Consider the following 26,110-nt stretch of genomic DNA (forward strand, 5'->3'; position numbering starts at 1 on the left):
TATTATCTATTTTACATGAAAGAGGAGTTTTGGGGTATGGAAATTGGCAACCAGCTATTTATATATACCGCTTATCGATATATTTATAATAAAGGAGTGTTTTATGAGATGAAGAAGATTCATTGTCATTTAAAAGATTTATTTAATGAAAGAAATATGTCTCAAGAGGAAATAGCTGGTCTTTCAAAAGTAAATGAGTCTACCATTAATTCACTTTATAATAATGAGCTTAACACTATTTTAAAAAAAGAAATGTGCAGATTGCTGAAGCTCTTAAAATTGACGATATTTCACAGTTATTTTCAATAGTTGAAAAATAAAAACCCCCTGTTTGCGAAAAACAGAGGGCTTTCATGACGCGCTCGGAGGGAATCGAACCCCCATTTTAAGAACCGGAATCTTACGTGCTATCCGTTGCACCACGAGCGCAAAATTATTAACGACTTACATATTATATGCCAGATTCTTTCACTTTGCAAGTAGAAAATGGGTTTAAAATGAACTAATCTGGATATGATGAATTAGGGAAAGCTGTCGAACTTTTTAAAGTCAAACTGTTTGACCTTTATTGACCATCCAGTGTATGATAACAATACATAATGTTTTTACCTTTTCTAATCAAAGGAGGAAGAAAAATGAATTTGATCCCTACAGTAATCGAACAAACGAACCGGGGCGAAAGAGCATATGACATCTATTCCCGTCTATTAAAAGACCGGATCATCATGCTTGGAAGCGCCATTGATGATCATGTAGCAAACAGCATTGTTGCTCAATTATTATTCCTTGAAGCTGATAACCCAGAAAAAGATATATCCCTATATATCAACAGCCCTGGCGGAAGCATTACTGCCGGTATGGCGATTTATGATACTATGCAGTTCATTAAGCCAAACGTGCAAACAATCTGTATCGGTATGGCTGCATCCATGGGTGCATTCCTTCTTGCAGCAGGTGAAAAAGGCAAGCGCTATGCCCTTCCGAATGCTGAAGTTATGATTCACCAGCCACTAGGCGGTGCACAGGGACAGGCAACGGAAATCGAAATTGCTGCTAAGCGCATCCTCTTCCTTCGTGAAAAATTAAATGGAATTCTTGCTGAGCGCACTGGCCAGCCGCTTGAAGTGCTCCAAAAGGATACTGACCGCGATAACTTCATGACTGCTGAACGTGCGAAAGAATATGGTCTAGTTGACCACATTATTACTCGTAATTCTCTTGATGATAAAACGAAAAAGTAATTGTTTTGAGCAACCGGCTTTAGGGCTGGTTGCTTTTTTATTTTTGTGGCCTGTGGGGGCTTTTAGGCGCCCTTCTTTCTTCGAGCATCAGCATTAGGGGATTTTCTTAATGGCAGTGAAATTTCATGTTATATGGTCATAGAAAATCCTCATAAAACCAAAAAGAGGTTTGGCATCTTAATGAGCCAAACCCCTTTTCTATTATTGATCCTTCTGAATAAAATCAGCTAAAGCGTGGATGGCGTTTTCTTCATCATCACCGTCTGCAATGATATTAATCACGACTCCTGAGCCGACTGCTAAGCTCATTAAGCCCATGATGCTTTTGGCATTTACTTTCTTGCCATCCTTCTCTAGAAAAATATCGGCAGAAAACCGGTTGGCTTCCTGGACAAAAAGGGCCGCTGGGCGCGCTTGAAGTCCTGTTCTCAATTTAACTTCTACTTCTTTCACTAGCATAATCATATTCCTCCTCATTTTTTTCTTTATATATCTTTGAAGCTTATTCAAAATTTCACAAACTATTCTAGTTTCTAACTTACATTTCCCCAACACGCAGCTTCTCGGCGATTTCATCAATTTTTCTTAAGCGATGATTGATGCCGGATTTACTGATAGTGCCGCCGGAGACCATTTCACCAAGTTCTTTTAAGGTCACATCGGTATAATTTAAACGAAGCTCGGCAATTTCTCTTAGTTTTTCCGGTAGGATTTGCAATCCGACTGTCTGATCGATAAATCGGATATTTTCTACCTGCCTGATGGAGGCTCCAATCGTTTTATTGAGATTTGCGGTTTCGCAGTTGACAAGACGATTAACAGAATTCCGCATATCCCTTACAATTCTTACGTCCTCAAAGCGGAGCAAAGCATTATGGGCACCGATGATATTTAAAAACTCGGTGATTTTCTCTGCTTCCTTTAAATAAGTAATATAGCCTTTTTTCCGCTCAAGCGTTTTACTGTTAAGACCAAATGTATTCATTAATTCGCACAAAGAATCATTATGTTCTTTATAGAGCGAAGCAATTTCTAAATGATAGGAAGACGTTTCCGGATTATTGACAGAACCCCCGGCGAGAAAGGCACCACGTAGGTAAGAACGCTTACAACACTTCTTTTTGATAAGTTCAGGTGCAATATCATGAATAATGGTAAACCCTTCACCAATAATTTTCGTGTCCTCGAGAATCTCCTTGGCCTGATCGGATAAGCGCACAATATAGACATTGTTCTTTTTCAGGCGCATCTTTTTTCGTACTAGCAATTCTACCTGAACTTGGTAGCTTTTTTTCAATAACGTATAAATTCTTCTGGCAATCGCAGCATTTTCGGTTTGAATATCGACAACTAACTTGCGATTTGAAAAGGAAAGGGAACCGTTCATGCGGATTAAAGCCGAGAGCTCTGCATGAATACAGCACGTTTTCACTTCCAAGTTAGTTAATTCCTTTTTCGTTTCCGAAGCGAAAGACATTCCCCTCACCCCAATCACTTACTTTAGTTTTACATGCATACCTTATTTACGCTTTATAACGCTTTTTGGTTTCAGTAATCAGCAAATTATATAAAATTTTCGCCACTTTTTTGGGATCGTGCCGAAGTGCCCCATTTTCTAAATAAGCGATTTCGGCATGTACGACCTCAATGCCAAGTTCGAATAACTCCGGCAAATCGTATGCCACCGGCTGAGCCAGCTCTTCTTTGTAGCGGAGCTGTACATCCGGCGGAACTTCTTCATTATTTACAAGAATGGTATCTATAAAAGCGCAGCTCATGTGATCATAAAGAGCCTTTACATGGTCGCTGGCGGAATACCCATGTGTTTCTCCAGCCTGTGTCATCAAATTACAGATATACACCTTTTTAGCATGTGAACGGCACACTTCATCCCCTAAACGGGGAACAAGCAGATTAGGCAATATGCTTGTATACAAGCTTCCAGGGCCGATGATGATTAAATCAGCCTGCCGGATTGCTTGAATCGTTTCTGGCAAGGGACGAATTTGGGCTGGAGTCATAAATACCTTTTTGATTTTTTTACCAGAGTAAGGAATTTTCGATTCTCCTGACACAATCGTGCCATCTTCCATTTCTGCATGCAAAATCACACTTTGATTCGCGGCTGGCAATACTTTACCACGAACATTTAAGATCTTACTCATTTCTTGAATGGCATGAACAAAATTGCCGGTAATCGATGTCATCGCTGCTAGGATTAAATTTCCCAGCGAGTGACCCGAAAGCTCATTCGATGTTTTAAAGCGATGCTGAAACATTTCCTCAACAAGGGGTTCAACATCTGAAAGGGATGCTAAAACATTGCGAATGTCACCTGGAGGAGGGATATGCAGGTCCTCGCGCAGCCGTCCGGAGCTTCCCCCGTCATCGGCAACTGTCACAATGGCGGTAATATCAACAGGATACTGCTTTAAACCACGCAATAATACCGGTAATCCTGTTCCCCCGCCAATGACGACAATGCGAGGCTGTCTTAACTCTCTCATGTTGTTTTATCCTTTCTCCTCTCGATGTCACGGTGTGAAATACAAGTCTTGTAATCATTTTGGAAAAAGCGTCCAATATATTCAGCTAAGGCCACGGAACGATGCTGCCCGCCAGTACAGCCAATAGCAATCACCAGCTGGGCCTTCCCTTCCCGCTTATAATGTGGAAGCATGAAACTTAGCAAATCCGTAACTTTTTCCAAAAATTTATGCGTCTCATTCCATTTCAAAACATAATTGGAGACTTCTTCATCCAGCCCAGTTTTCGGACGCATATGGTCGATATAGTGAGGGTTCGGCAAGAAGCGGACATCGAAAACAAGATCCGCATCAATCGGAATCCCATGCTTAAAGCCAAACGACATGACATTGACAGTAAAGATTAGTTGTTTATTCGCGGTAAATTCCGTTAATATCTTCTCACGTAATTCACGCGGTTTCATCTGGGAAGTGTTGTAAATTAATTGGGCACGCCCTTTTAACTCTTCAAGGAGCTCCCGTTCAAGGGTGATTCCTTCCAGTGGAGAACCAGATGGCGCAAGCGGATGTGAGCGTCTCGTTTCTTTATAGCGTCGGACTAAGGTTGCATCATCCGAATCTAAAAATAAAATCTGCGGATTCACCCAGGAAGTTTCTGCAAGCTCATCTAAGGCTTTAAAAAGGTGGTCGAAAAATTCTCTTCCTCTTAAGTCCATGACAAGGGCTACTTTATTCATTTTATTCCCTGATTCCTTCATAAGTTCAAGGAATTTCGGAAGCAAGGTAGGAGGTAAATTGTCGACACAGAAGAACCCCAAATCTTCAAAGCTTTGAATTGCCACTGTTTTTCCAGCTCCGGACATTCCTGTAATAATGACCATCTGAGTGTCGCTTGTCGAACCGGTACTCATTTCCCATTCCCCCTGTTATTTAACTTGGATCTAATCGATAGCTGATTAGTGCAAAATCTTTTGTATACGTAAAAGTACCGTAAATGATTCCTTTTCCATGAATCATGTAATCAATAATATGATAATCACCGGCGGCCATTGGCAGATTTTTAATTTGACTGATAGGATGCCACTCCAGTTTTCCTTCTTCAGATTCATCCAAATCCAGTCCATCAGAATCAGCTGCCACGAAGGTAAACATCATCCATTCAGATAAAAGCTGGTCGCCTTCTTTCATGATGAAGGTAAAAATTCCTTTTAATTGTGGGTTTTTTAAGTATACTCCCGTTTCTTCACGGTATTCTCGGATGCAAGAGTCCCGCACCGATTCGCCTGGCTCCATTTTGCCGCCCGGAGCAACCCACCAGCCGCGCCTCGGTTTCTGCAGCAACAATACTTTATCGTCTCTTATTAATACGCAATTGGTGACACGCTGCACAATACACACCTTCTTTTATAAAGCGAAAGCGCCTTGACCAGGGGCGACAAGAATAAGACGAGCCGGCAGGAAGGTTGTTCTTTAACCTTCATGCCGGATTGGCTTAGACCAGAGATCCCCTGGGCGCTGTAGCTAGAATGCTCATCCTAATATAATTCATTTCATTATACTATTTTTAGGATGCAGTCACAATGAATACAAAATCGATATTTCTGTTAATTTTTATAGTGGTAAAAACTTATTTATTTTGCAGCAAACAAAAAAAGAGCGCAGGCTGCTGGACCTGCGCTGGAAAAGGTATATATTTTTAAAGGGGGTCAATTTACCTTATCATACCTTATCAATATTTCACCATTGTTACAGGAGAGTTAAAACCGAGTTACTTTTTTGGAAGCGTTTTCCATTCCCTTTTATTGTTTTAATTTCATTTCTTCCTTTAATTCTTCTACATAATGCGCGGCACTTGATGCAGCGATGCTACCGTCACCGGTAGCTGTAACAATCTGGCGAAGTGTTTTTTCGCGTATATCCCCAGCTGCAAAAATTCCCGGCACCTTCGTTTCCATCAACTCATTTGTTTCAATATATCCATTTTCATTTGTAATTCCAAGGCTCTCAAATGGCTTCGAAAGTGGCACCATTCCGATATAAATAAATACTCCATCTGCAGGAAGTTCTGTTTCCTCCCCATTTTGCGTCGAAACAAGCGTGACGCTGCCAACTTTACCATTTGTGTCATTAATCGATTTAACCGTATGGTTCCAGATAAAATCAATTTTTTCGTTAGCAAAAGCACGATCTTGAAGTATTTTTTGCGCCCGCAGCTGATCACGGCGATGAACGATGGTAACTTTGGTGGCGAAGCGAGTTAAGTAAACTCCCTCTTCGACCGCAGAGTCGCCGCCGCCGATAACATAAAGCTCTTTACCTTTGAAGAAGGCTCCGTCACAAACCGCACAATAAGAAACACCGCGTCCGCCAAGTTCTTTTTCGCCTGGTACGCCGACTTTTTTATACTCCGCACCGGTTGAAATAATTACGGAATAGGCTTTATATTGCTTCGAACCAGCGGTCACAACCTTATATTCGCCATGGTCAACGATTTCTTTAATATCGCCATAGGCATATTCAGCACCAAACTTTTTCGCATGCTCGAACATTTTGGTGGATAAATCAGGACCTAAGATGCTCTCAAAACCCGGATAGTTTTCTACGTCTTCGGTATTGGCCATCTGACCGCCAGGCATGCCGCGCTCAATCATAAGCGTGGAAAGATTTGCACGTGATGTATAAACAGCCGCTGTCATCCCCGCAGGACCAGCACCGGCAATAATAACGTCATAAATTTTTTCTTCAGACATGCTGTTTCACTCCTTAAATAAAAAAAACGATTAAGTTTAGTATTTCCAACTTAATCGTATAAAACTATGATATTATAGTCTAATTTTATGCTCAAATTGACATCCTAATTAAGATAGTCATTCACTATTTTTACATATTTTCCGATAGTGGCCGCTGATACTCCGTAGCGACCTGCAATCTCCTGCTGCGACACTTTTTCACTACGCATTTTATGCCAGACATACTCCACTGCGGCTGCCCAGGCCCGTTTATTTTTCAAATGGACATTTGCTTTGGAAACTTCAATGAAAACCGAAAACCACATGAGGTAAAGCCCAGCCTCAATGGTGCCAATCGGCTGATGGTTTTCATAAAATATCTCAGCAATTTCTTGGGCATCAGCTGCCACCGATGGTCTTCCAGAGCGGATAAGGGAAATATATTCTTTTTCCAAGGCAGTGAATTTTTGATTTTGGATCAACCGTTTTGAAGTGAGAATCTCCTCTTTTTTATCGGAAACAGTTGTTAGGAAAAGGGCAAATAAGCGCTCTTCGGCATAGTCGCTTTCGAGTTTTTGAAAAATGGATCCGGAATGGTCCTCAAAGCCGGCAGCCTGATCCATATTCCAAGGCTCAGTACCCTCTTTATCAGGATTGATTTCTATAACTTTTTTCCAAATATTGATGGCAAAGGTTTCATTACCAGTGTAATAAGCAGAGTAAGATAGCCAGTAATAAAACGGTCCGTCACCATTAAAACCATGCTTATAGAGCTTTTTCAACCATAAATAGGCATGTTCATATTCGCCGACCAAAGCGAAAGAGGCACCTAATTTAAATTGATGCTCGCTCAGCATCGGTTGTATTTTTTTCAAGACTTCAAGCAGATTTGCAACGTTTTCGGCTTGGCCTTGATAATGAGCAAACACCAGCATGTTGCATAGTGCATGCAGATTCCCAGGATTGCGCTCCAGGACATCGTCAAGGATGGCTTTGGCCTTTTCCGCCTTCCCCAAGTAAAAATAGGCGAGTGCTAAGTTGTTATAAGCGGACCAGTATTCCGGATATTCTTTGACGACATCGTTTAACAGTTCGATTGCCTTTGGAAAGTATCCTGACTCCAGCAGGTCGCGGGCCTGTTCCTGTTTGACAATCAGATCATCCTCTTCATAAAGCTCTTCCTCAAACTCATCGGATTCAAGAGTAAGCAGTTCAAGCAAATCCTCTGTGTCCTCGGAAAAATCACCATCCGGGTCAAGCTGCAAATATAGCTTGGCATGGTGATAAGCATCTTTAAAAAATCCCAAATGGGCATAATTATTTGCTAAAAAGTAGTGGCACTCCACCATTTCTGAATCCAGTTCTTCAAGGATGAGATGCAAGAGTCGGTTGGAATTTTCAAATTCGCCAAGTTCTGTTGACACGATCGCCAACTGGCATGTAATCATCGGTTCACCCGGCTCAAGCTGTATCGCTCGCCCAAGATATTTTTTTGCTTTATTAAAATCACGTCGATGGTATGCCTTTAAACCTTTCGTGAAATAATATTCCCCCGTTGGAACAAATGTAAGGATTTTCCCCTTTTGAATTCTTGCCTTTGCGTCTTTAACCATGAAGTCCTCCATCATCCTTTAATAACTAATGTAGTATAACATATATCCGAGTTGTCCGAGAAGGGCTTCGATATAGATTTCATCCGAGTGAATTCGCTGTTTTCCACATGATTTCCAACATTTGTAGAATCCGATATTATTTTTGTAGAATTTGGACCAGTTTTTGTAGAAAGCAGCCTAATTTTTTGTAGAATGCATATCTATTTTCGTAGAATTCGGCTGTTATTTTGTATAAAAAAACCGATCCCATTAGGACCGGTCCTTGTGTCTTTCTTCTAATGTCCGCAGTACTTCGCTGAATGGCAGCCCCTGTTCCACTAACAAAACCTGAAGGTGGTATAGTAAATCCGCCGCTTCCCAACGAAGCTCTTCTTGATCGCGATTTTTCGCGGCAATAATAACCTCGGCCGCCTCTTCTCCGACTTTTTTCAATATTTTATCGACGCCTTTTTCAAAAAGATAAGTTGTATACGCTCCTTCAGGCCGCTCCTGTTCGCGCTCCGAAATGACTTTTTCTAGCGTTTGTAAAATTTGATAGTCCGCAAGGTTTGCTTTTCGCTCCAAAACGCCTTCAGAAAAACAGCTTACCGCACCAGTATGGCAGGCTGGCCCTTTTGGGTATACAAGAACCAGTAAAGCATCCTGATCACAGTCATAGTTGATGCTGACGACCTTTTGCGTATTGCCGCTTGTCACGCCCTTATGCCACAGCTCCTGGCGGGAGCGGCTGTAAAACCACGTTTCCCCCGTTTCAATCGTTTTGGCGAGCGATTCCTCGTTCATATAGGCGAGCGTCAACACTTCTTTCGTTCCGGCATCCTGAATAATTGCAGGCACAAGGCCCTTTTCATCAAATCGAACATTCATCGAACGGTCACTCCTTTTTCCCCCAAATAGCTTTTGACTTCATGAACAGAGGTTTCTTTATAATGAAAAATAGAGGCTGCGAGAGCCGCATCGGCTTTCCCGTCCACGAAAGCTTCTTCAAAATGACGGGCATTTCCGGCACCGCCGGAGGCAATTACCGGAACTGTTACTGCTTCACTTACAGCTTTTGTTAGTGAAAGATCGAATCCATTTTTCTCGCCATCACTATCCATGCTCGTTAATAAAATTTCTCCTGCGCCCAAATCTGCTGCTTCCCTCGCCCACTCGATTACTTTTTTATCAGTAGGCTTTCGACCGCCGTGGGTATAGACACGCCATTCACCTAGTTCTTCGTCAAACTTGGCATCAATGGCCACGACGATACATTGCGAGCCAAAGAAGTCGGCACCTTCCTTGATTAATTCAGGGTTCAAAACAGCAGCTGTATTCAGAGAAACCTTATCGGCACCGGCACGGAGAATCCGCTTCATATCTTCTAATGCATTAATGCCTCCGCCAACTGTGAATGGAATCGCGAGTTCAGAGGCGACTGCTTTGACGACTTCCACCATTGTTTTTCTGCCTTCAACCGAAGCTGAGATATCGAGAAACACTAGCTCGTCTGCCCCTTGTTCATCGTAAAAGCGTGCAAGCTCGACTGGATCTCCGGCATCACGAAGCTGTACGAACTGGATTCCCTTTACGACCCGGCCATCCTTTACATCAAGGCAGGGGATGATTCGTTTTGTTAATGTCATTTTGCCCCCACCTCTTCCAACGCTTCCTTCAAGGTAAAGCGGTTTTCATAAAGGGCTTTACCAACGATGGCTCCGCCAATACCGTTTTCTTCAGACAAAGCCTTTAAATCTGCAAGACTGCTGACTCCGCCTGAGGCAATGACATTTTTTCCAGTTACTTCAGCCATTTCACAAACAGCGGCAATATTAGGACCTTTTAAGGTGCCATCTGTTGCAATATCCGTAAATATAAATGTTTCCGCACCGGCGTCTGCAAAGCGTTTGCCTAGGTCCACAGCTTTCAATTCTGAAGTATCGATCCAGCCATGTGTAGCTACATAGCCATTTTTCGCATCAATCCCTACGGCAATCTTTGCGCCGTATTTTTTAATCATATCAATGGCAAACTCAGGATTAGAAACGGCAATACTTCCGATGATGACTCGGTCAACTCCATTTTCAAGATAATGGAGAATATCTCCCTCAGAACGAATGCCGCCGCCAATCTGAATTTTTACCTTGTTTAGGTTTTGGGCAGCCTCAATCACGAAACGGTCATTGACGCGCTTGCCATCTTTTGCACCGTCGAGATCAACCATGTGAATCCACTCGGCCCCTTCCGCCGCAAAGCGCTGCGCCATATCAAACGGCGAATCGCCGTAAATCGTTTCCTTTCCATAGTCCCCCTGAAGAAGACGGACGCAGTTGCCCCCGCGCATATCAATCGCCGGATAAATCGTGATGCTCATCGAATTGCCTTCCTTTCTTCTGCCATTTTTAAAAAATTATTGAGAAGGGCCATCCCCAGCTTGCTGCTTTTTTCAGGATGAAATTGCATCCCGAAAATATTATCCCTGCCAACAACCGCTGAAACTTGTTCATGGTAGTCAGCTTTTGCGAGGAGCACTTCGGAAGACTTTTCAGCATTTACAAAATATGAATGCACAAAATACACGTAATCTTCCTCAAGGTTTTTAAGTAAGGGTGATTCTTTTACGAATTCTAATCTATTCCAGCCCATATGGGGAACCTTATACAATTCACCTTCAGGGGTTCTGCCTGGGAAACGTTGAACCTTCCCTGGAAGTAAACCGAGCCCGTCGGTTAAGCCATTTTCTTCACTTTGTTCAAACAGTAGCTGCATGCCGAGGCAGATGCCGAGCAGCGGTTTACCAGTCGCGGCAAATTCCTTGATCATTTCCGCCGGCAGCCGCTCCATCGCATCGCGGAACGCACCGACTCCCGGAAGGAGTAAGGCATCTGCCTGCAGCAATTTACTTTGATCAGCTGAAATAAAATAATCAGCGCCTAATCGTTCGAGGGCCTTGCTAACGCTGAAAAGATTTCCCATACCGTAATCCACAATGCCAATCATTCTTTACAACATTCCTTTCATGATGCCTTTTCATGGTGCCTGACACCACCCGTGGACAAATCACTATATTTGTACATATGGAATGGACATTGCAGCTTTTTCACAATAAGCTTTGTCCTTTCCAGGTGGACAAATGATGTGATATGTCTTTTTGTGGTGCCTGACACCATCCATTTTTCTATAACATACCTTTTGTGGATGGAACTCCTTTGATGCGCGGGTCGATGGTGGTTGCTTCATCTAGTGCTCGTCCCAATGCTTTGAAAACAGCTTCGATAATATGATGTGTATTTTTACCGTAATGCACTATTACATGGAGGTTCATTCGTGCTTCAAGGGCGAGCTTCCAAAGAAATTCATGAACTAGTTCGGTGTCAAAGGTTCCAACCTTTTGCGACGGGAATTCCGCTCGTATTTCGAAGTGCGGCCGGTTGCTGAGGTCAACGACGACCTGGGCCAGCGCATCATCCATTGGAACAAAGGCATTTCCGTAGCGCTTGATGCCGCGTTTATCGCCTAGTGCATCGCGAAGCGTCTGTCCTAAACAAATCCCAATATCTTCGGTCGTATGGTGGTCATCGACTTCGATATCCCCTTTCGCATCAACCGTAAGATTGAATTGACCGTGTTTTGTAAACAAATCAAGCATATGGTCCATAAAAGGCACGCCTGTTTCAAGATTGGAGCGGCCTTCCCCGTCAATCGCTAACGATAGCTGAATCTTTGTTTCATTTGTATTTCGTTCAATGCTTGCTACTCTTTCCATGAGATGAGTGTCCCCCTTGAGTTATATAGTTTCACAAATAAACTATTTACGGTCGTTTTCTAATCTTATTTCGACGGCACGGGCATGGGCCTCGAGCCCTTCCATCCGTGCAAACTGTGCAATTTTTGCCCCATTATCTTTTAAAGCTTTTTCACTATATATAATCACGCTAGATTTCTTTTGAAAATCATCAACGTTAAGAGGACTTGAGAATCGGGCAGTGCCATTGGTTGGCAGCACATGGTTCGGGCCGGCAAAATAATCACCGACAGGCTCAGAACTATAACGGCCGATAAAAATGGCTCCGGCATGACGAATTTTTCCAAGCAGCTCCATTGCGTTTTCTGTAATGACCTCCAAATGCTCCGGCGCCAGCTTGTTGACCGTTTCAACAGCTTCCTCTATATTCGCTGTTACATAAATGACACCGTATTCGTTAATCGACTGGGCTGCAATGTCTTTCCGCGGCAGAAGCGCCAACTGCTTTTCAACTTCTTGTGAAACCTCTTCAGCTAGTTTATGTGACGGAGTGACAAGAACACTGCAGGCACGAGGATCATGCTCAGCCTGTGATAAAAGGTCTGCCGCTACCTCGTCGGCCCGTGCTGTTTCATCTGCTAAAATAGCAATCTCACTTGGTCCGGCAATCATATCGATATCAACGTCGCCATATACCTCACGTTTCGCCAGCGCCACATAAATATTTCCGGGGCCGGTAATTTTATCAACGGAGGCGATGGACTCGGTTCCATAGGCCAATGCGGCAATGGCCTGGGCGCCGCCCACTTTATAAATCTCTTTGACTCCAGCTTCCTTCGCTGCAACAAGAACGGCAGCAGGTATTTTTCCTTCCCGGTCCGGCGGTGACACCATGACAATTCGTTTAACCCCGGCCACCTTTGCCGGTATCACGTTCATGAGTACCGATGACGGATAAGCGGCTGTTCCGCCAGGCACGTATACACCAACCGAATCAAGCGCGGTTATTTTTTGACCAAGAATGGTTCCATTCTCTTCAGTTGTCATCCACGAAGGACGTAATTGTTTTTCGTGAAAGTTGCGGATATTTTCGGCCGCTTCTTGGACAATTGAGATGAATTGTTGGTCAACCTGCTCATAGGCCTCGTTTATTTCTTTTTCATTCACGGAAAAAGAATCTAAGAGGACTCGGTCGAACTTTTCCGTATACTCTCTTAATGCCCCATCACCGCGATTGCGAATGTTGGAAATTACCTCTTTAACGACCACCTGCTGATCAGAGGTCCCAGCTTCAATGGAGCGTTTGATTGATACTCCGTCAGCAACTTTTAGTATTTTCATGTTAACCAACCTCCACAACTTCACTGAGTCGATTCACTAGATCGTTAATTTGTTGATCCTTTAAACGGTAGCTGACAGGATTCACAACCAGACGGGATGTGACATCAACAATTCTTTCATATTCAACCAAACCATTTTCCTTTAACGTCCGACCTGTTGAAACGATATCGACAATCCGATCAGATAACCCGATTAATGGGGCGAGCTCAATCGAACCATTTAATTTAATAATCTCAACCTGCTCCCCTTGCTCGCGAAAATAAGCTTCGGCCACATTTGGATATTTAGTCGCTACTCTTGGGGCAACATCATTCATTTTTGTACCTGGAAGACCGGCCACCGCTAAGTAGCAATAGCTGATTTTGAGGTCAAGCAGCTCGTAAACATCGCGTTCTTCCTCAAGCAATACGTCCTTACCAGCAATCCCGACATCGGCGACGCCATGCTCAACATAGGTCGCGACATCCATTGGCTTTGATAAAATAAACCTCAACTCTTCTTCAGGGACTTCGATGATTAATTTACGCGAATCATCAAATTCCGGGGGAAGCTGGTAGCCGGCTTTTCGCAGTAATACTACCGCTTCTTCAAAAATGCGCCCTTTTGGCATTGCAATTGTTAATACATTATTCATCGCCGCGCCCTCCTATATAAAAGGTCGTATTGGCAAACTTCTTCGTGAAGGCATCGATATTTTTTACTCCGGTGATGTCCTGTAGCACAGCTTTTACACCCTGTTCATGCATTCTTTTGGCCAATTGAAAAGCTTCCTTGCGCCGCTCCTGGCTGAAAAAAATACAGTGGGTTGAATTGTCCGTTTTGGTTTCTCCTAACGCTTCTAAAAGCATATCGATGCGAACGGCAAATCCTGTTGCACTTGCATTTTTTCCAAACTTTTCAATCAAGCTATAGCGGCCGCCATTGCCAATTGGGAAGCCGACATTGCCCGCATATACTTCGAAGAGAATTCCCGAATAATAGCTCATATGACTAACAATAGTAAAATCAAACTTTACATGGTCTTGGATTCCATAGTCATTGACCACATCCCATAGTTCCTTCAACTGGAGGATGGCCAGCTTCCCTTGCCCATTTTCAATTAAGTCGAGGGCCTTGCCAATGACCTCTTCACCGCCGCGCAATTCTAGGAATTGGAGAAGGCGCTGCTTATCGATTGACGACAGGTTGAGCGAGTTTACATGCTCTCGATATCCGACATAATTTTTTTCATATAAAAATTTTCGTAGGGAATCAGACCGTTCTTCCGTTCCAAGGATTTGCAAAAATAATTCCTGCGCGAAGCTGATATGGCCGATGGAAACTTGAAATTCCTCCAGTCCCGCATTTTTCAAGGAGGTTACCAATAAAGATATGACTTCGCCGTCACAGGTTACCGTTTCATCGTTTAGTGATTCAATCCCGATTTGTTCGAATTCGGCTGGCCTGCCGCCCTCCCGCTGCTGGGCACGGAATACATTCGCTGAATAGGCTAAGCGGACTGGAAGATCATCCTCTAGCAGCTTTGATGCCGCTACGCGGGCAATTGGTGAAGTCATATCAGGCCTAAGCACAAGTGTGTGGCCTTCTTTATCTAATAATTTAAAAAGCTGCGCATCAAGAATGGCTGATGCCGCTCCAACGGTTTCGTAGTATTCCAGGGTAGGTGTTTCAATAAATTGATAGCCCCAAAGTTTGATCGTTTCCGCCATTAATGAACGAACACGATGCTTTTTTTCAAATAACTCCGGTAGCGTGTCCCTCATGCCCAAAGGCTTTTCAAACATAAACAAGCGACTCATCCTGTTCATCCTTTATCACTAAATTTACTTCACTCTGCTAAAGTGCTAATAAGTTAAAGTTATTTGTAGTTTACCCCTTATGTGATTTTTCGTCAATGAAAAAATCCCGATGATATAGATAGTTTCTGCAAGCCTGGGAAAAATCCCGCAGGTTTTTGAAGTTTTTCTGCAAATTTATTGGGAATTCCGCGAAATCTGAGTATTATTCCGCAGATTTGGGCTGGAATTCCGCGGATCTTCCTTTTTATTCCGCGAACTGCCATTCATTTCGCAGGAAGGCTTTCCATTCCGAATCCGCCATAAAGTTAAGTCATAAAAAAAAAGCCCGGTCACATAGACCAGACAAATAAAAAATCATTTACCATAAATCACGTCGTCGGCCCAGCGCTCTGCTAGCTGTTCCTTCGTATAAATGACCCGCATCGGATTTCCGCCGACAAATGCCCCAGCAGGTACATCCTTATGCACCAAGGTGCCGGCCGAGACAATCGCTCCGTCGCCAATCGTGACTCCGGGAAGGATCGTGGAGTTAGCACCGATCATTACTTCACTGCCAATTTCTACAGGCCCAAGCCGGTATTCTTTTATCAAATACTCATGGGCTAAAATCGTCGTATTATAGCCAATCACCGTATTTCGGCCGACACTAATTTTTTCGGGAAACATCACATCTAACATGACCATTAAGGCGAACGAGGTCTGATCCCCAACCTTTAGACCAAGGAACGTGCGATACAGCCAATTTTTCATCCCTAAAAATGGTGTATAACGTGCCATCTGAATGACAATAAAGTTTTTGACAACCTTCCAAAAAGGCACCGTTTTGTAAACATGCCACAGGGAGTTCGCCCCTTCAACAGGGTAGCGGGTCGTATTCCTCATATTCTCACACTCCGAGGATTGGTAATAAATCAGCCATGTTCTCCAGGATGTAATCAGGTTCGTATTTGGCAATATATTCTCTGCCCTTTATCGACCAGGCACAGCCAGCCGTTTGAGTTCCGGCATTTTTTCCAGCCAATATATCATGATAATTATCGCCTACCATGATGGCTTCGTCAGGCGTGGAGCCAAGCTGTTCTAACGCTTTAAAAATTGGTTCCGGATCTGGCTTGGTTTTGCTCACATGATCATAAGCAACAATCACTTCAAAAAATGGTTCGAGCCCCATCAAACGAAGGCCCTTCAAGGTGACATCATGCCGTTTTGTGGTCACAATCCCCAGCTTATAGCCGGTTTCCTTTAAGGTCTGAACCGTTTCAAAAACACCCTCGAATTCTTTAACCAACTCGTCGTGATTGGCGATATTAAAGGCGCGGTATTCTAAAATCATTTCCTCTACCCGGTCAGGATCGATGCTGCCAAAAGCTTCATGAAGGGTTGGGCCCATAAACGGCAAGACATCCTCGCGCTGGAACCGACTTGGGTAATATTTTTCAAGTGTGTGCAAGTAGGTTGTAATAATCAATTCATTGGTATCAATTAAGGTACCATCTAAATCAAACAGGATTGTTGTAATTTTGTTCGTCATAAGCTGCTTCCTTTCTTTTTACGAGTCCGGACCGTTTCCAAATGGTGCCGACAATTAAGGTTAACACAATGGCGACTCCGAGGCGGATGATAAACAGCGGCAGCACGGGGATGCCGAGCGGAGCGAAGATAAGCGTATCTTCAACAACCGCATGACAGGCCATGAGAAAAATAAACGCGAGCGTAATGTCCTTTTTGCTGACTCCATCCTCTTTCACTGCCTGAATCATCACGCCCGCCCCGTAGGCCAAGCCAAACAGTAAGCCGGCAGCCATTGTGGTTGAGGTGTTCTCTTTCATTCCAAGAGTCCGTGTAACTGGTGCCATACCCTTTGAAAATTTTTTCAACCATTGGATATCTTTTAAAATTTGAATGACAACCATAAGCGGAATGACGATCATGGCTAACTGCAAAATACCAAGACCTGCTTTATGAACCGCTTCTATTAAAATTCCCCAAACTCCTGATGGCTGACTAGTGCTCGGTTCAATCAAACCATACTTGGCAGTCTCTCCGCCGCCATGCCAAACAAGATTAATGACTACAGCAGAAAGCAGGGCCAGTCCAGGTCTTGTGACAAGCACAATCCAAAGCTTCACGCCCGCTTTCATAGCCACACTGGATTCAATGAATAAATTATGTGAGAATGAGAGCATTACCGCTAGAATAAACACTTCTTTTACCGAAAAATCAAGAGTCAGGATGGCCCCAATGGCCGCGTAGAGGTTCAGAAAGTTTCCTAGAACGAGCGGAATAGCCGCATCTCCTGATAAACCGAGCAGTTTCATTAAGGGAGAAATCAGATTAATTACCCAAGGCAACAGCGGTGTATATTGTAGAATTGCCACAATCAGGGTAACTGGAAAAATAATTTTCCCTAATGTCCATGTTGTCTTAAAGCCGACCAGTAACCCCTTTTTGCATGAGTTTAACAGCATTTCTCCAAATCTCCCTCATTTAACTATTTGCTTGGTCTAAATATCGTGTTTCCGATTGGTTTTTCTTGCGTCGAACAATTAAAATCGCGACCGCTGCCACAATTAACGCAATCGAAATGGTTTGCGCCATTCGCAGGCTTCCCAGCATTAAACTGTCCGTGCGCAAGCCTTCGACGAAAAAGCGGCCGACGGAATACCAAATGACATAGGATAAAAACAATTCCCCGCGGCGGAAATTCACACGGCGCAGCAGCATCAGCAGGATAAAGCCGGCAAAATCCCAAAGTGATTCATATAAGAAGGTCGGATGGTAATACGCACCATTAATATACATCTGATTGATAATAAAATCAGGTAAATGCAGGTTCTCTAAAAATGAACGGGTCACTTCTCCGCCATGTGCTTCCTGATTCATGAAATTTCCCCAGCGGCCGATGGCTTGGCCAAGGATAATACTCGGCGCGGCGATGTCTGCGATTTTCCAGAAGGAAATTCCTCTTTTTCTAGCAAATACATACGCAGTCAGCACGGATCCAATCAACGCCCCATGAATGGCAATCCCGCCATTCCAGATCTTAGGTATGTCTACAGGATGACTGACGTAATACTTCCATTCAAATATCACATAATAAATACGCGCTGAAATAATCGCGATCGGAATCGCCCATAACATCAAATCGGCAAAGGTGTCCTTCGGCAACCCCCTCCGGTTGGCTTCCCTTATGGCAAGAAACAGTGCTAATGCCAGGCCTGAACCAATGATAATCCCGTACCAGTGCACTTGAATCGGACCAAGTGTAAAGGCAATTGGATCAAGCGGCTGAATCTTTTCGTTCATTAAATGATTTCCCCTTTCTATTAATCGTGCTCGCCGTCTTCAATCACATCAGAAAGACGCTCGGTAAATTGCTGGGCTGCATTGACGCCCATTCTTTTTAGACGATAATTCATCGAGGCCACCTCAATAATAACAGCAAGGTTTCGTCCGGGACGAACCGGAACAGTCAGCTTCGTGACCTCAGTATCAATAATTTTCATTTTCTCTTCGTCTAAGCCGAGGCGGTCATATTGCTTCTTGGAATCCCAGATTTCAAGATTCATGACTAGGGTGATTCGTTTATTACTGCGGACAGCACCTGCTCCGAAAAGCGTCATAACATTGATAATTCCCAGTCCACGGATTTCTAATAAATGCTCAATTAAATCCGGCGAAGTCCCAACCAATGTGTCTTGGTCCTCCTGGCGGATTTCTACACAATCATCGGCAACCAGGCGGTGTCCGCGTTTAACTAATTCCAGCGCCGTTTCACTTTTTCCGACGCCGCTTTTACCGGTAATTAAAACACCAATTCCGTAAACGTCAACAAGGACGCCGTGAACCGCGGTAGTCGGAGCAAGCTTACTTTCCAAAAAGTTCGTCAGGCGGCTGGAAAAACGGGTTGTTTTCATTGCTGCCCGGAGCACTGGAACTGATTCGCGTTCCGATGCTTCAATTAATTCGACTGGAACCTCAATATCTCTTGTGACAATTATGGCCGGGGTAATGTCAGTGCATAAACGCTCCATCCTGGAAATTTTTTCACTTTTCGAAAGTTCTTCGAAAAAGGACAATTCTGTTTTTCCTAAAAGCTGAATCCGTTCTGCCGGATAAAATTCGAAATAACCGGCCATTTCAATTCCTGGACGGGATATATCACTCGTGGTAATCGGACGGTTAATTCCTTCCTCACCACTCACCAATTCAAGATTAAATTTTTCCAATATATCTTTCGTGCGTACTTTTGGCAAGAAGCTCACTCCTTCAACAGTTGAAAAATTCATTTCCCTCTATTTTAGCATTTTTTGAAGGATAACCATACTTTCGTTAACTAAAAAAAAGTACGTACCCATTAAATGGCACGCACTCTATTTTTTAGAAGACCTTGATGGCTCAAGAATAGTTTTGTGAATGATGATATTAACCAGTGACATAATCACGGCAAAAAGGAGCGCCATACCAAAGCCATGAATCTCGAAGGCATCTCCCATAAGGTAATCGGTTAATTCGAGGGTGATGGCATTGATGACAAACAGAAACAACCCCATCGTGATTACCGTCACCGGCAAGGTGAACAAGATCAGCAGAGGACGCACAAGGACATTTAAGATGGATAATAAAATGCTCGCTTGAATCGCAGCGGTAAACCCTGTTAATTCAAAGCTTTCTTTAAAATATCCTGCGAGTGCCATAAATAAAACTGCATTTATCAAACATCCAATTAGCCATCTCATGTTTAAGGTCTCCTATTTATTCGACAAGTGATTTATTAATCGTAATCGAGCCTGTTTTCGTATCAGCATTTATTTTTAACATTGTATCAGGATGGTTGATTGATTGGAAGCGAAGCGATTTTTGGATCATTTCGCTTTTCTCTTCTAAAATTTGCACACCGACCAGATTGACATGGAAGCCGCCAAGGTTGGTCTTCAATTCGCCGCTGACAGGAGTCCCCTCTGGAATGTATAAGTCAATCGGACCAGTGGTGGCTTTCGTCCCGATGAATTCGCAGCGGTTTCCAGCCAGAGTAAGATTAATATTGCCGCCAAAGGTCTGGGCTTCGACCTTTTTGAAATCACCATCCAATTTAATAGCGCCCGAAATGGTTTCAGCCTCCAGCACATCCAACTGGCTGTTCTTTACATTAATTTTTCCGTTTGCCGTTTCCACTTCCGCCCTTTTTCCGCTTACATGGTCCAGCGTTATTTTTCCATTGGCCGTTTTTATTCGTAGATCCTCGACCTTTAGTTCGCCGCCGGAAATCGAGCCATTGAACAGTCGGACACGAACCCGCTCATATTGCGCTTTTGGTACATATACTAACGCCTCGACCTTCATCCATTTTTGCTGTGTGGCGAAGCGCAGCTTCTGGCCCTCTACGGAAAAATTCACATCCCGTAAAAAGTTTTGCCGTGCATGATCCTGGTTGTCGACTCGGTAAATCTTGGCCTGACACTCAATCCGGACATCCGCCTGGTCCCAGGGAGAGATTTTCACCGAACCATTCGCCACATCAATATCCATATCCTTCAGCTCCGCATTGCCATGATGGAAAATATGAGAAATATCAACGGATTGACCAAAATTCAAATCGAGATCAATTTCTTTAATTTTTTTCAAAGCCGAATCGACGAATTCAAAAATCTTTTCCTTGGCTGATTGATATTTCGCATTGACGGGATCTTCTTTTTTCGCTTCTTCAAACTGAACGGCCGTAGATAGCTCGGTTATGATTTGTTCCTGCTTATGCTCCATGGTTTGCTTCGCCTTTTCCAATTCTTCAAGCAAGGTTAACGCTTCATCCACCGAAAGTCTGCCCTCTTCAACCATTTTTAAAATTCGCTTCCGTTCCTCTGTCATCGTTTTCCACCTCTTCTTATTAATCTCTTTAAATCCTATTCAGTGATTAGGACCTTTACGCCTTTGACAACATTCCATATGAGGACTGAGACCCATAATATGACTAGGATGACAATACTAATAATCGTTAAGACAGGGACATCTCCTACACCTTTTCCAACTTCGTAAACGACTGAAAAAAGGACAATCGGAGTGGGAATCAAGGGAATCAAGTGGGAAAGCAGCGCCTTCTTGGCATGCATTTTGGTCACTTGATCTCCGCTGGCAATTAAGACCACAAGCGGAAACAGAAATCCCGCGAAAAAAATACTGAAATAACTCAAACACGAAAGGACCTTTCTCGAATCCATACTTCATCACCTCTATTATTTATTTACGAAGTTGGAGGTTGAAAGATTCAATTTTTCATAAAATTAAAGGTCAGAGCGGAATGTCCGGTATTTTCTTTCAAACACCTTTTGCACGCCGTCGGCAAACATATTAAAGGTATAAATCGTCCAGGCAATCGCGGCAATGACGGAAAACGGAATCCATTCATACGAAAAAATATCAGCGGTGATGGTTTCAAACATCGTCGGCCATGCTAGTGAAGTATTGACGACATCATACCCCCGGCCCTCATTCGAAATAAATTTATGGGTGACATAGATATGTACAACGCCGAGCTGGGCAATGAGAAAAAGGACCCTGCCCATGTCATTAATAATTAAGATAATGATATGCAGGACAACAACAGGGAAATAGTAGTTTTTAAACATCCTAAAGGGTGAATTCCCGGCAACGATACCTGCCTCAATATATGGTCTTTTCTTCGTTTCTTTCATGTGCTGAAGAATGATTTCTGCGACACGGCCTGTCTCCAGTGCCGCCAGAACCACAATAATCCATAAAGCTCGATCCTCTGAAAAAAAAATCAGCGGCAGGGTCACAAAAAAAGAGACAAAAAAGATTGGCGGCATAAAGGAACAGATCTGCTGCCAGCCCTCTAGTATCTTTTCTATAAATTTCGAGTAAAAGCCTCCGACCGCTAAAGGAAGGGCTAACACATATCGGACAAGAACCACACTAACGACAATTGTTAGCGTTTCTTTTGCCCCCATGATGATCATGCTCAATATATCCACACCTTTGTGATCACTTCCAAGCAGAAATCCCTCTCTAGGCGGAATCGGCGGAAGGATAAAGCTTCCTTTGTCCGTTTTAATGGCACCGTGTTCTTTTAAATCCTGATCGACAAAGGGCAAATAAGGAGCTGCGAAAATAACAACCATTAAAACCAGCAAAAAGATGCTGCTAATCCAAAGCTTCCAATTCTTCAAGTCTATCCATTCCTTTCTAACGGGGATACCATACCTCGGCTAATTTGACTAAGTGTTTTGGAAATAAAAATGACGGCTGTAAAAAGAATGATGTATCCCGCTGCCGGATATATTCCAATTGACATTTGGGCTCCAACCGTGAAGGACTCAGGGGATGTCAGCGTTTCATAAAAGAAGTAGGCGGCACCGCGGTAGTTAGTCAGATATTCTACAATAAACAAGTTTGATAGAGTATAAAGGGTAATCGTATTGGTATGACTCAGAATCTTAACGAAGCAATTTTTCAACACATGGCGATATAAAATAACGGATAGATGGCTAGAAAAATGATATCGAGAATAACAACGCTAAGCTGGTCAGCTCCATAAACACTTATATGGGGAAGGAGCCCTGCCTCATAGCCTTCCATGATTAGAAGCTGTAGGGCAATGATTAGAAACAAATCCGGGATGGAAAGGAAAAATCTTGTTGTGCTCACTCCGAATAATCGACCGCGCCGCTCACGAATCCGGTAGTCAAATACTCCTTTGACAATTCCAAGGAACAAGCCAAGAAATAAGGCAGGAATCGTAATCAGCATACTTTTTTTAAAGGTGCGCCAAATATTGTCCGTAAGGGAATGGCCGTTATACACCTTTCCAAGCCTTTGTTTTCTTTTACATATTGGATGAAATCCTTGAACTGCTTTATGTGAGCTTCAAAAGAGTAATCATATTCCGCACCGATTAAGGTTCCGCCGGTTCCGGTTGAGTAGACGGCCGTGCGCGGCAAAAATAGCAGGAATAAAAAGATTATCGTGGCGATGAGCCACAAGAGCAATTGGTGGAGGATGGAACGGAAAATCATCGGTAGGTCTCCTTTAAATATTTTAATTTTCGAAATATTAGACGAACTCATTTGAAAAAGGTTGCATATTTATGATTTGCGTGGTCTTAGGGGGACGATTTCAAGGGTTTTCTGCATTTTTTCGCGAGGTATTGAATTTATTTCGCTGGTATTCAAAATAATTTCGCGCGCTTTCCATTTAATTTCTCCGATTTTCTAATTTATTCAGCCAAATCAGAAATTCTGTCTAACCTGGACATAAAAAAAGAGCCAAACCTAAAGGTTTTAGCTCTTTACACTCATTTCTTTTTCTTCAATTTTCTGTTTCATTCGTAAACGGTCACGCTCGAGGATAGGCTTTAAGTACTTTCCGGTATAAGACCCCGGAACTTCCGCAACCTTTTCCGGTGTTCCCGAAGCAATGATCGTTCCACCCTTGTCGCCGCCTTCTGGTCCGAGGTCGATAAGATAATCGGCGGCTTTGATAACATCGAGGTTGTGCTCGATACATAACACCGTATCGCCATTTTCAACCAAACGCTGCAGGACAACGAGCAGACGTGAAATGTCATCGACATGAAGGCCGGTCGTCGGTTCATCTAAAATATAGAATGATTTGCCGGTCGATCGGCGATGCAGTTCAGAAGCAAGCTTGACACGCTGGGCTTCCCCGCCTGAAAGAGTTGTCGCAGGCTGGCCAAGTGTGATGTAGCCAAGGCCGACATCTAGAATCGTCTGGAGCTTACGGCTGATTTTAGGAATGTTTTCGAAAAATTCAACGGCCGCTTCCACAGTCATATCGAGAATATCAGAAATATTTTTTCCTTTATATTTCACTTCCAGTGTTTCACGATTATAGCGTTTGCCATGGCACACTTCACATGGAACATACACATCAGGCAAAAAGTGCATTTCAATTTTGATGATGCCGTCGCCGCGGCAGGCTTCACAGCGCCCGCCCTTCACATTAAAGCTGAAGCGGCCTTTTTTATAGCCCCGGACCTTCGCCTCATTGGTGGTCGCAAACACATCGCGGATGTCATCGAAAACGCCTGTATAAGTAGCCGGATTAGAGCGCGGCGTTCTGCCAATCGGTGACTGGTCAATATCGATGACTTTTTCTAAATAGTCGATTCCTTTAATGCTCTTATGCTCGCCGGGCTTCGTTTTGGCATGGTGAAGCTTTTGCGCCAGCGATTTATGAAGAATCTCATTAATCAGCGTACTTTTTCCAGAGCCAGAGACACCCGTAACCGAAATAAACATGCCAAGTGGAATTTTCACATTCACATTTTTCAAGTTGTTTTCAGATGCGCCCTTGATTTCAATATAGCGTCCATCAGGCTTGCGGCGTTCAAGCGGAAGCGGGATGAACTTTTTACCGGATAAATACTGGCCGGTAAGCGAATTCGGGTCGGCCATTACCTCTGCAGGGGTTCCTGCCGAAACAACCTCCCCGCCATGAACCCCTGCACCTGGTCCGATATCAATTAAATAGTCGGCGGCAAGCATCGTGTCTTCATCATGTTCAACGACAATCAGTGTATTGCCGATATCGCGCATGCTTTGCAGCGTACCAATCAACCGGTCATTATCGCGCTGATGCAGGCCGATCGATGGTTCGTCTAGAATGTAGAGAACACCTGTTAATCGCGAACCGATTTGCGTCGCCAAACGAATCCGCTGTGCTTCACCGCCAGAAAGCGTTCCCGCTGTGCGGCTCAGCGTTAAATAATCGAGGCCGACATTGATTAAGAAGCCCAGGCGCTCGAGGATTTCGCGGAATATCAAATTAGCAATCTGCATTTCTTTTTCCGAAAGCTTTAGTTCTGAGAAAAATTGATGCGCTTCCTCAATGGAAAGGTCTGTTACTTGGGCAATATGGCTGCCATTAATAAGAACTGCCAACGTTTCTTTTTTCAGACGGTACCCTTTGCAGGTTGGACATGGCTGCTGGCCCATGTACTTTTCCATTTGTTCGCGAATGAAGTCAGAGCTTGTTTCTTTATAGCGGCGTTCAACATTACGGATAACGCCTTCGAATTCAATATGGCCCTCGCGGATTTGTCCAAAATCGTTCTCGTAACGGAAATAAATTTTCTCCCTACCCGAACCGTAAAGTACTTTTTCCAAAAGATTTTCGGGAATATCCTTTACAGGGATATCCATGTCGATACCGAAATGGCTGCATACCGCCTCCAATAGCTGCGGATAGTACTGCGAGCTCGTCGGCTCCCACGGGGCAATCGCATGCTGCTTTAAGGTAAGGTCACGGTTAGGAATCACGAGGTCTACATCGACTTCAAGCTTAGAGCCAAGACCGTCACATTCCGGACAAGCGCCAAATGGGCTGTTAAAGGAAAACATCCGCGGCTCAAGCTCACCAATGGAAAAACCACAAAGTGGACAGGCATGGTTTTCACTGAATAACAGCTCTTCTTCACCGATAACGTCGACGATGACCTTGCCTTCACCAAGCTTCAACGCAGTCTCAAGGGAGTCAGCGATCCTTGCAGAAATCCCTTCTTTGACGACAATCCGATCGACAACCACTTCAATCGAGTGCTTTTTATTTTTCTCTAGTTCAATCTCGTCACCTAGGTCCATCATTTCTCCATCCACACGAACACGGACAAAGCCTTGCTTTTTAATATCTTCGAATACCTTCACATGTGTACCTTTTCGACCGGAAACAACCGGAGCAAGGATTTGCATTTTTGTACGCTCCGGATATTCAAGAATCCGGTCAACCATTTGCTCAATCGTTTGCGAGGAGATTTCGATATGATGATTGGGGCAGGTTGGATGCCCGACCCGAGCAAATAATAAGCGTAAATAATCATAGATTTCGGTGACGGTTCCCACCGTCGAGCGAGGGTTTCGGCTTGTTGTTTTTTGATCAATTGAAATCGCCGGGGAAAGCCCCTCAATCGCATCGACGTCCGGCTTATCCATTTGGCCCAGGAATTGGCGGGCATAGGCCGATAAAGATTCAACATAGCGGCGCTGCCCTTCTGCATAAATCGTATCAAACGCGAGCGAGGACTTCCCTGAACCGGAAAGCCCAGTCAACACCACAAGTTTATCTCTTGGAATCGTAACATCAATATTTTTTAAATTGTGGGCTCTGGCGCCTTTCACAATCAATTTTTCCATTGCCATGTTAAA

Annotated in this window: 29 protein-coding genes and 1 tRNA gene; 2 read left to right on the plus strand and 28 right to left on the minus strand. The window is 43.7% G+C overall.

Going from position 1 to position 26,110, the window contains the following annotated elements; genetic code table 11:
- Positions 1–36 precede the first annotated feature (36 nt).
- Entirely contained in the window at positions 37–309 is a 273-nt protein-coding gene (locus ACIFOT_RS11785; protein ID WP_430064679.1) for a helix-turn-helix domain-containing protein, read from the plus strand.
- Between the two features lie 48 nt (positions 310–357).
- On the opposite strand, the gene ACIFOT_RS11790 is transcribed toward ACIFOT_RS11785, so the two are convergent.
- Positions 358–429, minus strand: a tRNA-Arg gene (locus ACIFOT_RS11790).
- Positions 430–635: 206 nt separating this feature from the next.
- Here ACIFOT_RS11790 and clpP point away from each other — a divergent pair.
- Positions 636–1,241, plus strand: a complete 606-nt coding sequence (gene clpP, locus ACIFOT_RS11795; RefSeq protein WP_430064680.1) for an ATP-dependent Clp endopeptidase proteolytic subunit ClpP — start codon at positions 636–638, stop codon at positions 1,239–1,241.
- A 201-nt stretch (positions 1,242–1,442) separates the two neighbouring features.
- Here the strand turns inward: clpP and ACIFOT_RS11800 are convergent, their stop codons facing one another.
- From ACIFOT_RS11800 to uvrA, 27 genes are all read right to left on the minus strand, one after another.
- Positions 1,443–1,700 (minus strand): HPr family phosphocarrier protein, encoded by a 258-nt coding sequence (locus tag ACIFOT_RS11800; protein ID WP_430064681.1) that lies wholly within the window; start codon positions 1,698–1,700, stop codon positions 1,443–1,445.
- Positions 1,701–1,779: 79 nt separating this feature from the next.
- The gene (whiA, locus tag ACIFOT_RS11805) at positions 1,780–2,718 is read right to left on the minus strand and encodes a DNA-binding protein WhiA (RefSeq protein ID WP_430064682.1); all 939 of its coding nucleotides are present in this window, start codon (positions 2,716–2,718) and stop codon (positions 1,780–1,782) included.
- Between the two features lie 46 nt (positions 2,719–2,764).
- On the minus strand, positions 2,765–3,748 hold the full coding sequence (locus ACIFOT_RS11810; RefSeq protein WP_430064683.1) for a gluconeogenesis factor YvcK family protein: 984 nt from the start codon (positions 3,746–3,748) through the stop codon (positions 2,765–2,767).
- A complete protein-coding gene (gene rapZ, locus ACIFOT_RS11815) occupies positions 3,745–4,638 on the minus strand; it encodes an RNase adapter RapZ (protein WP_430064684.1) in 894 nt (297 codons plus the stop codon). Before rapZ ends, ACIFOT_RS11810 begins: the two co-directional genes overlap by 4 nt.
- A 19-nt stretch (positions 4,639–4,657) precedes the next feature.
- A complete protein-coding gene (locus ACIFOT_RS11820; RefSeq protein WP_430064685.1) occupies positions 4,658–5,116 on the minus strand; it encodes an 8-oxo-dGTP diphosphatase in 459 nt (152 codons plus the stop codon).
- A 410-nt stretch (positions 5,117–5,526) separates the two neighbouring features.
- Positions 5,527–6,477, minus strand: coding sequence for a thioredoxin-disulfide reductase (gene trxB / locus ACIFOT_RS11825; protein WP_430064686.1), 951 nt, complete (start codon positions 6,475–6,477; stop codon positions 5,527–5,529).
- Between the two features lie 104 nt (positions 6,478–6,581).
- Positions 6,582–8,069 (minus strand): tetratricopeptide repeat protein, encoded by a 1,488-nt coding sequence (locus ACIFOT_RS11830; RefSeq protein ID WP_430064687.1) that lies wholly within the window; start codon positions 8,067–8,069, stop codon positions 6,582–6,584.
- Between the two features lie 249 nt (positions 8,070–8,318).
- Positions 8,319–8,936, minus strand: coding sequence for a bifunctional phosphoribosyl-AMP cyclohydrolase/phosphoribosyl-ATP diphosphatase HisIE (gene hisIE, locus ACIFOT_RS11835; protein ID WP_430064688.1), 618 nt, complete (start codon positions 8,934–8,936; stop codon positions 8,319–8,321).
- Positions 8,933–9,694, minus strand: a complete 762-nt coding sequence (hisF, locus tag ACIFOT_RS11840; RefSeq protein ID WP_430064689.1) for an imidazole glycerol phosphate synthase subunit HisF — start codon at positions 9,692–9,694, stop codon at positions 8,933–8,935. Before hisF ends, hisIE begins: the two co-directional genes overlap by 4 nt.
- Positions 9,691–10,422 (minus strand): 1-(5-phosphoribosyl)-5-[(5-phosphoribosylamino)methylideneamino]imidazole-4-carboxamide isomerase, encoded by a 732-nt coding sequence (gene hisA / locus ACIFOT_RS11845; RefSeq protein WP_430064690.1) that lies wholly within the window; start codon positions 10,420–10,422, stop codon positions 9,691–9,693. The genes hisF and hisA overlap by 4 nt, the downstream gene beginning before the upstream one ends.
- Entirely contained in the window at positions 10,419–11,048 is a 630-nt protein-coding gene (hisH, locus tag ACIFOT_RS11850; RefSeq protein WP_430064691.1) for an imidazole glycerol phosphate synthase subunit HisH, read from the minus strand. The genes hisA and hisH overlap by 4 nt, the downstream gene beginning before the upstream one ends.
- Before the next feature lie 178 nt (positions 11,049–11,226).
- Positions 11,227–11,814, minus strand: coding sequence for an imidazoleglycerol-phosphate dehydratase HisB (gene hisB / locus ACIFOT_RS11855; protein WP_430064692.1), 588 nt, complete (start codon positions 11,812–11,814; stop codon positions 11,227–11,229).
- Positions 11,815–11,856: 42 nt separating this feature from the next.
- On the minus strand, positions 11,857–13,134 hold the full coding sequence (gene hisD, locus ACIFOT_RS11860) for a histidinol dehydrogenase (protein ID WP_430064693.1): 1,278 nt from the start codon (positions 13,132–13,134) through the stop codon (positions 11,857–11,859).
- Position 13,135: 1 nt separating this feature from the next.
- Positions 13,136–13,768 (minus strand): ATP phosphoribosyltransferase, encoded by a 633-nt coding sequence (gene hisG / locus ACIFOT_RS11865; RefSeq protein ID WP_430064694.1) that lies wholly within the window; start codon positions 13,766–13,768, stop codon positions 13,136–13,138.
- Positions 13,761–14,933 carry an ATP phosphoribosyltransferase regulatory subunit gene (locus ACIFOT_RS11870; protein ID WP_430064695.1) on the minus strand — a complete coding sequence of 391 codons (1,173 nt, stop codon included), beginning with the start codon at positions 14,931–14,933 and terminating at the stop codon, positions 13,761–13,763. Before ACIFOT_RS11870 ends, hisG begins: the two co-directional genes overlap by 8 nt.
- Positions 14,934–15,287: 354 nt before the next feature.
- Positions 15,288–15,815 (minus strand): acyltransferase, encoded by a 528-nt coding sequence (locus tag ACIFOT_RS11875; RefSeq protein WP_430064696.1) that lies wholly within the window; start codon positions 15,813–15,815, stop codon positions 15,288–15,290.
- A gap of 4 nt (positions 15,816–15,819) precedes the next feature.
- A complete protein-coding gene (gene ppaX / locus ACIFOT_RS11880; protein ID WP_430064697.1) occupies positions 15,820–16,464 on the minus strand; it encodes a pyrophosphatase PpaX in 645 nt (214 codons plus the stop codon).
- Entirely contained in the window at positions 16,433–17,401 is a 969-nt protein-coding gene (locus tag ACIFOT_RS11885) for a nucleoside recognition domain-containing protein (protein ID WP_430064698.1), read from the minus strand. Before ACIFOT_RS11885 ends, ppaX begins: the two co-directional genes overlap by 32 nt.
- A gap of 19 nt (positions 17,402–17,420) precedes the next feature.
- Positions 17,421–18,239 (minus strand): prolipoprotein diacylglyceryl transferase, encoded by an 819-nt coding sequence (gene lgt / locus ACIFOT_RS11890; RefSeq protein WP_430064699.1) that lies wholly within the window; start codon positions 18,237–18,239, stop codon positions 17,421–17,423.
- Positions 18,240–18,259: 20 nt separating this feature from the next.
- Complete coding sequence (hprK, locus tag ACIFOT_RS11895; RefSeq protein ID WP_430064700.1) at positions 18,260–19,189, minus strand: HPr(Ser) kinase/phosphatase; 930 nt, start codon at positions 19,187–19,189, stop codon at positions 18,260–18,262.
- Between the two features lie 117 nt (positions 19,190–19,306).
- The gene (locus ACIFOT_RS11900) at positions 19,307–19,672 is read right to left on the minus strand and encodes a phage holin family protein (protein ID WP_335444559.1); all 366 of its coding nucleotides are present in this window, start codon (positions 19,670–19,672) and stop codon (positions 19,307–19,309) included.
- A 16-nt stretch (positions 19,673–19,688) separates the two neighbouring features.
- A complete protein-coding gene (locus ACIFOT_RS11905; protein WP_430064701.1) occupies positions 19,689–20,798 on the minus strand; it encodes a DUF4097 family beta strand repeat-containing protein in 1,110 nt (369 codons plus the stop codon).
- Between the two features lie 35 nt (positions 20,799–20,833).
- Positions 20,834–21,148, minus strand: a complete 315-nt coding sequence (locus ACIFOT_RS11910; protein WP_430064702.1) for a DUF4870 domain-containing protein — start codon at positions 21,146–21,148, stop codon at positions 20,834–20,836.
- A 63-nt stretch (positions 21,149–21,211) separates the two neighbouring features.
- On the minus strand, positions 21,212–22,117 hold the full coding sequence (locus tag ACIFOT_RS11915; RefSeq protein WP_430064703.1) for an ABC transporter permease subunit: 906 nt from the start codon (positions 22,115–22,117) through the stop codon (positions 21,212–21,214).
- A gap of 283 nt (positions 22,118–22,400) precedes the next feature.
- The gene (locus ACIFOT_RS11920; protein ID WP_430064704.1) at positions 22,401–22,697 is read right to left on the minus strand and encodes a hypothetical protein; all 297 of its coding nucleotides are present in this window, start codon (positions 22,695–22,697) and stop codon (positions 22,401–22,403) included.
- Positions 22,691–22,963, minus strand: a complete 273-nt coding sequence (locus ACIFOT_RS11925) for a hypothetical protein (protein ID WP_430064705.1) — start codon at positions 22,961–22,963, stop codon at positions 22,691–22,693. The genes ACIFOT_RS11920 and ACIFOT_RS11925 overlap by 7 nt, the downstream gene beginning before the upstream one ends.
- Before the next feature lie 264 nt (positions 22,964–23,227).
- Positions 23,228–26,104, minus strand: a complete 2,877-nt coding sequence (gene uvrA / locus ACIFOT_RS11930; protein WP_430064706.1) for an excinuclease ABC subunit UvrA — start codon at positions 26,102–26,104, stop codon at positions 23,228–23,230.
- Between the last annotated feature and the right edge of the window lie 6 nt (positions 26,105–26,110).

Source organism: Neobacillus sp. NRS-1170 (assembly GCF_050468025.1).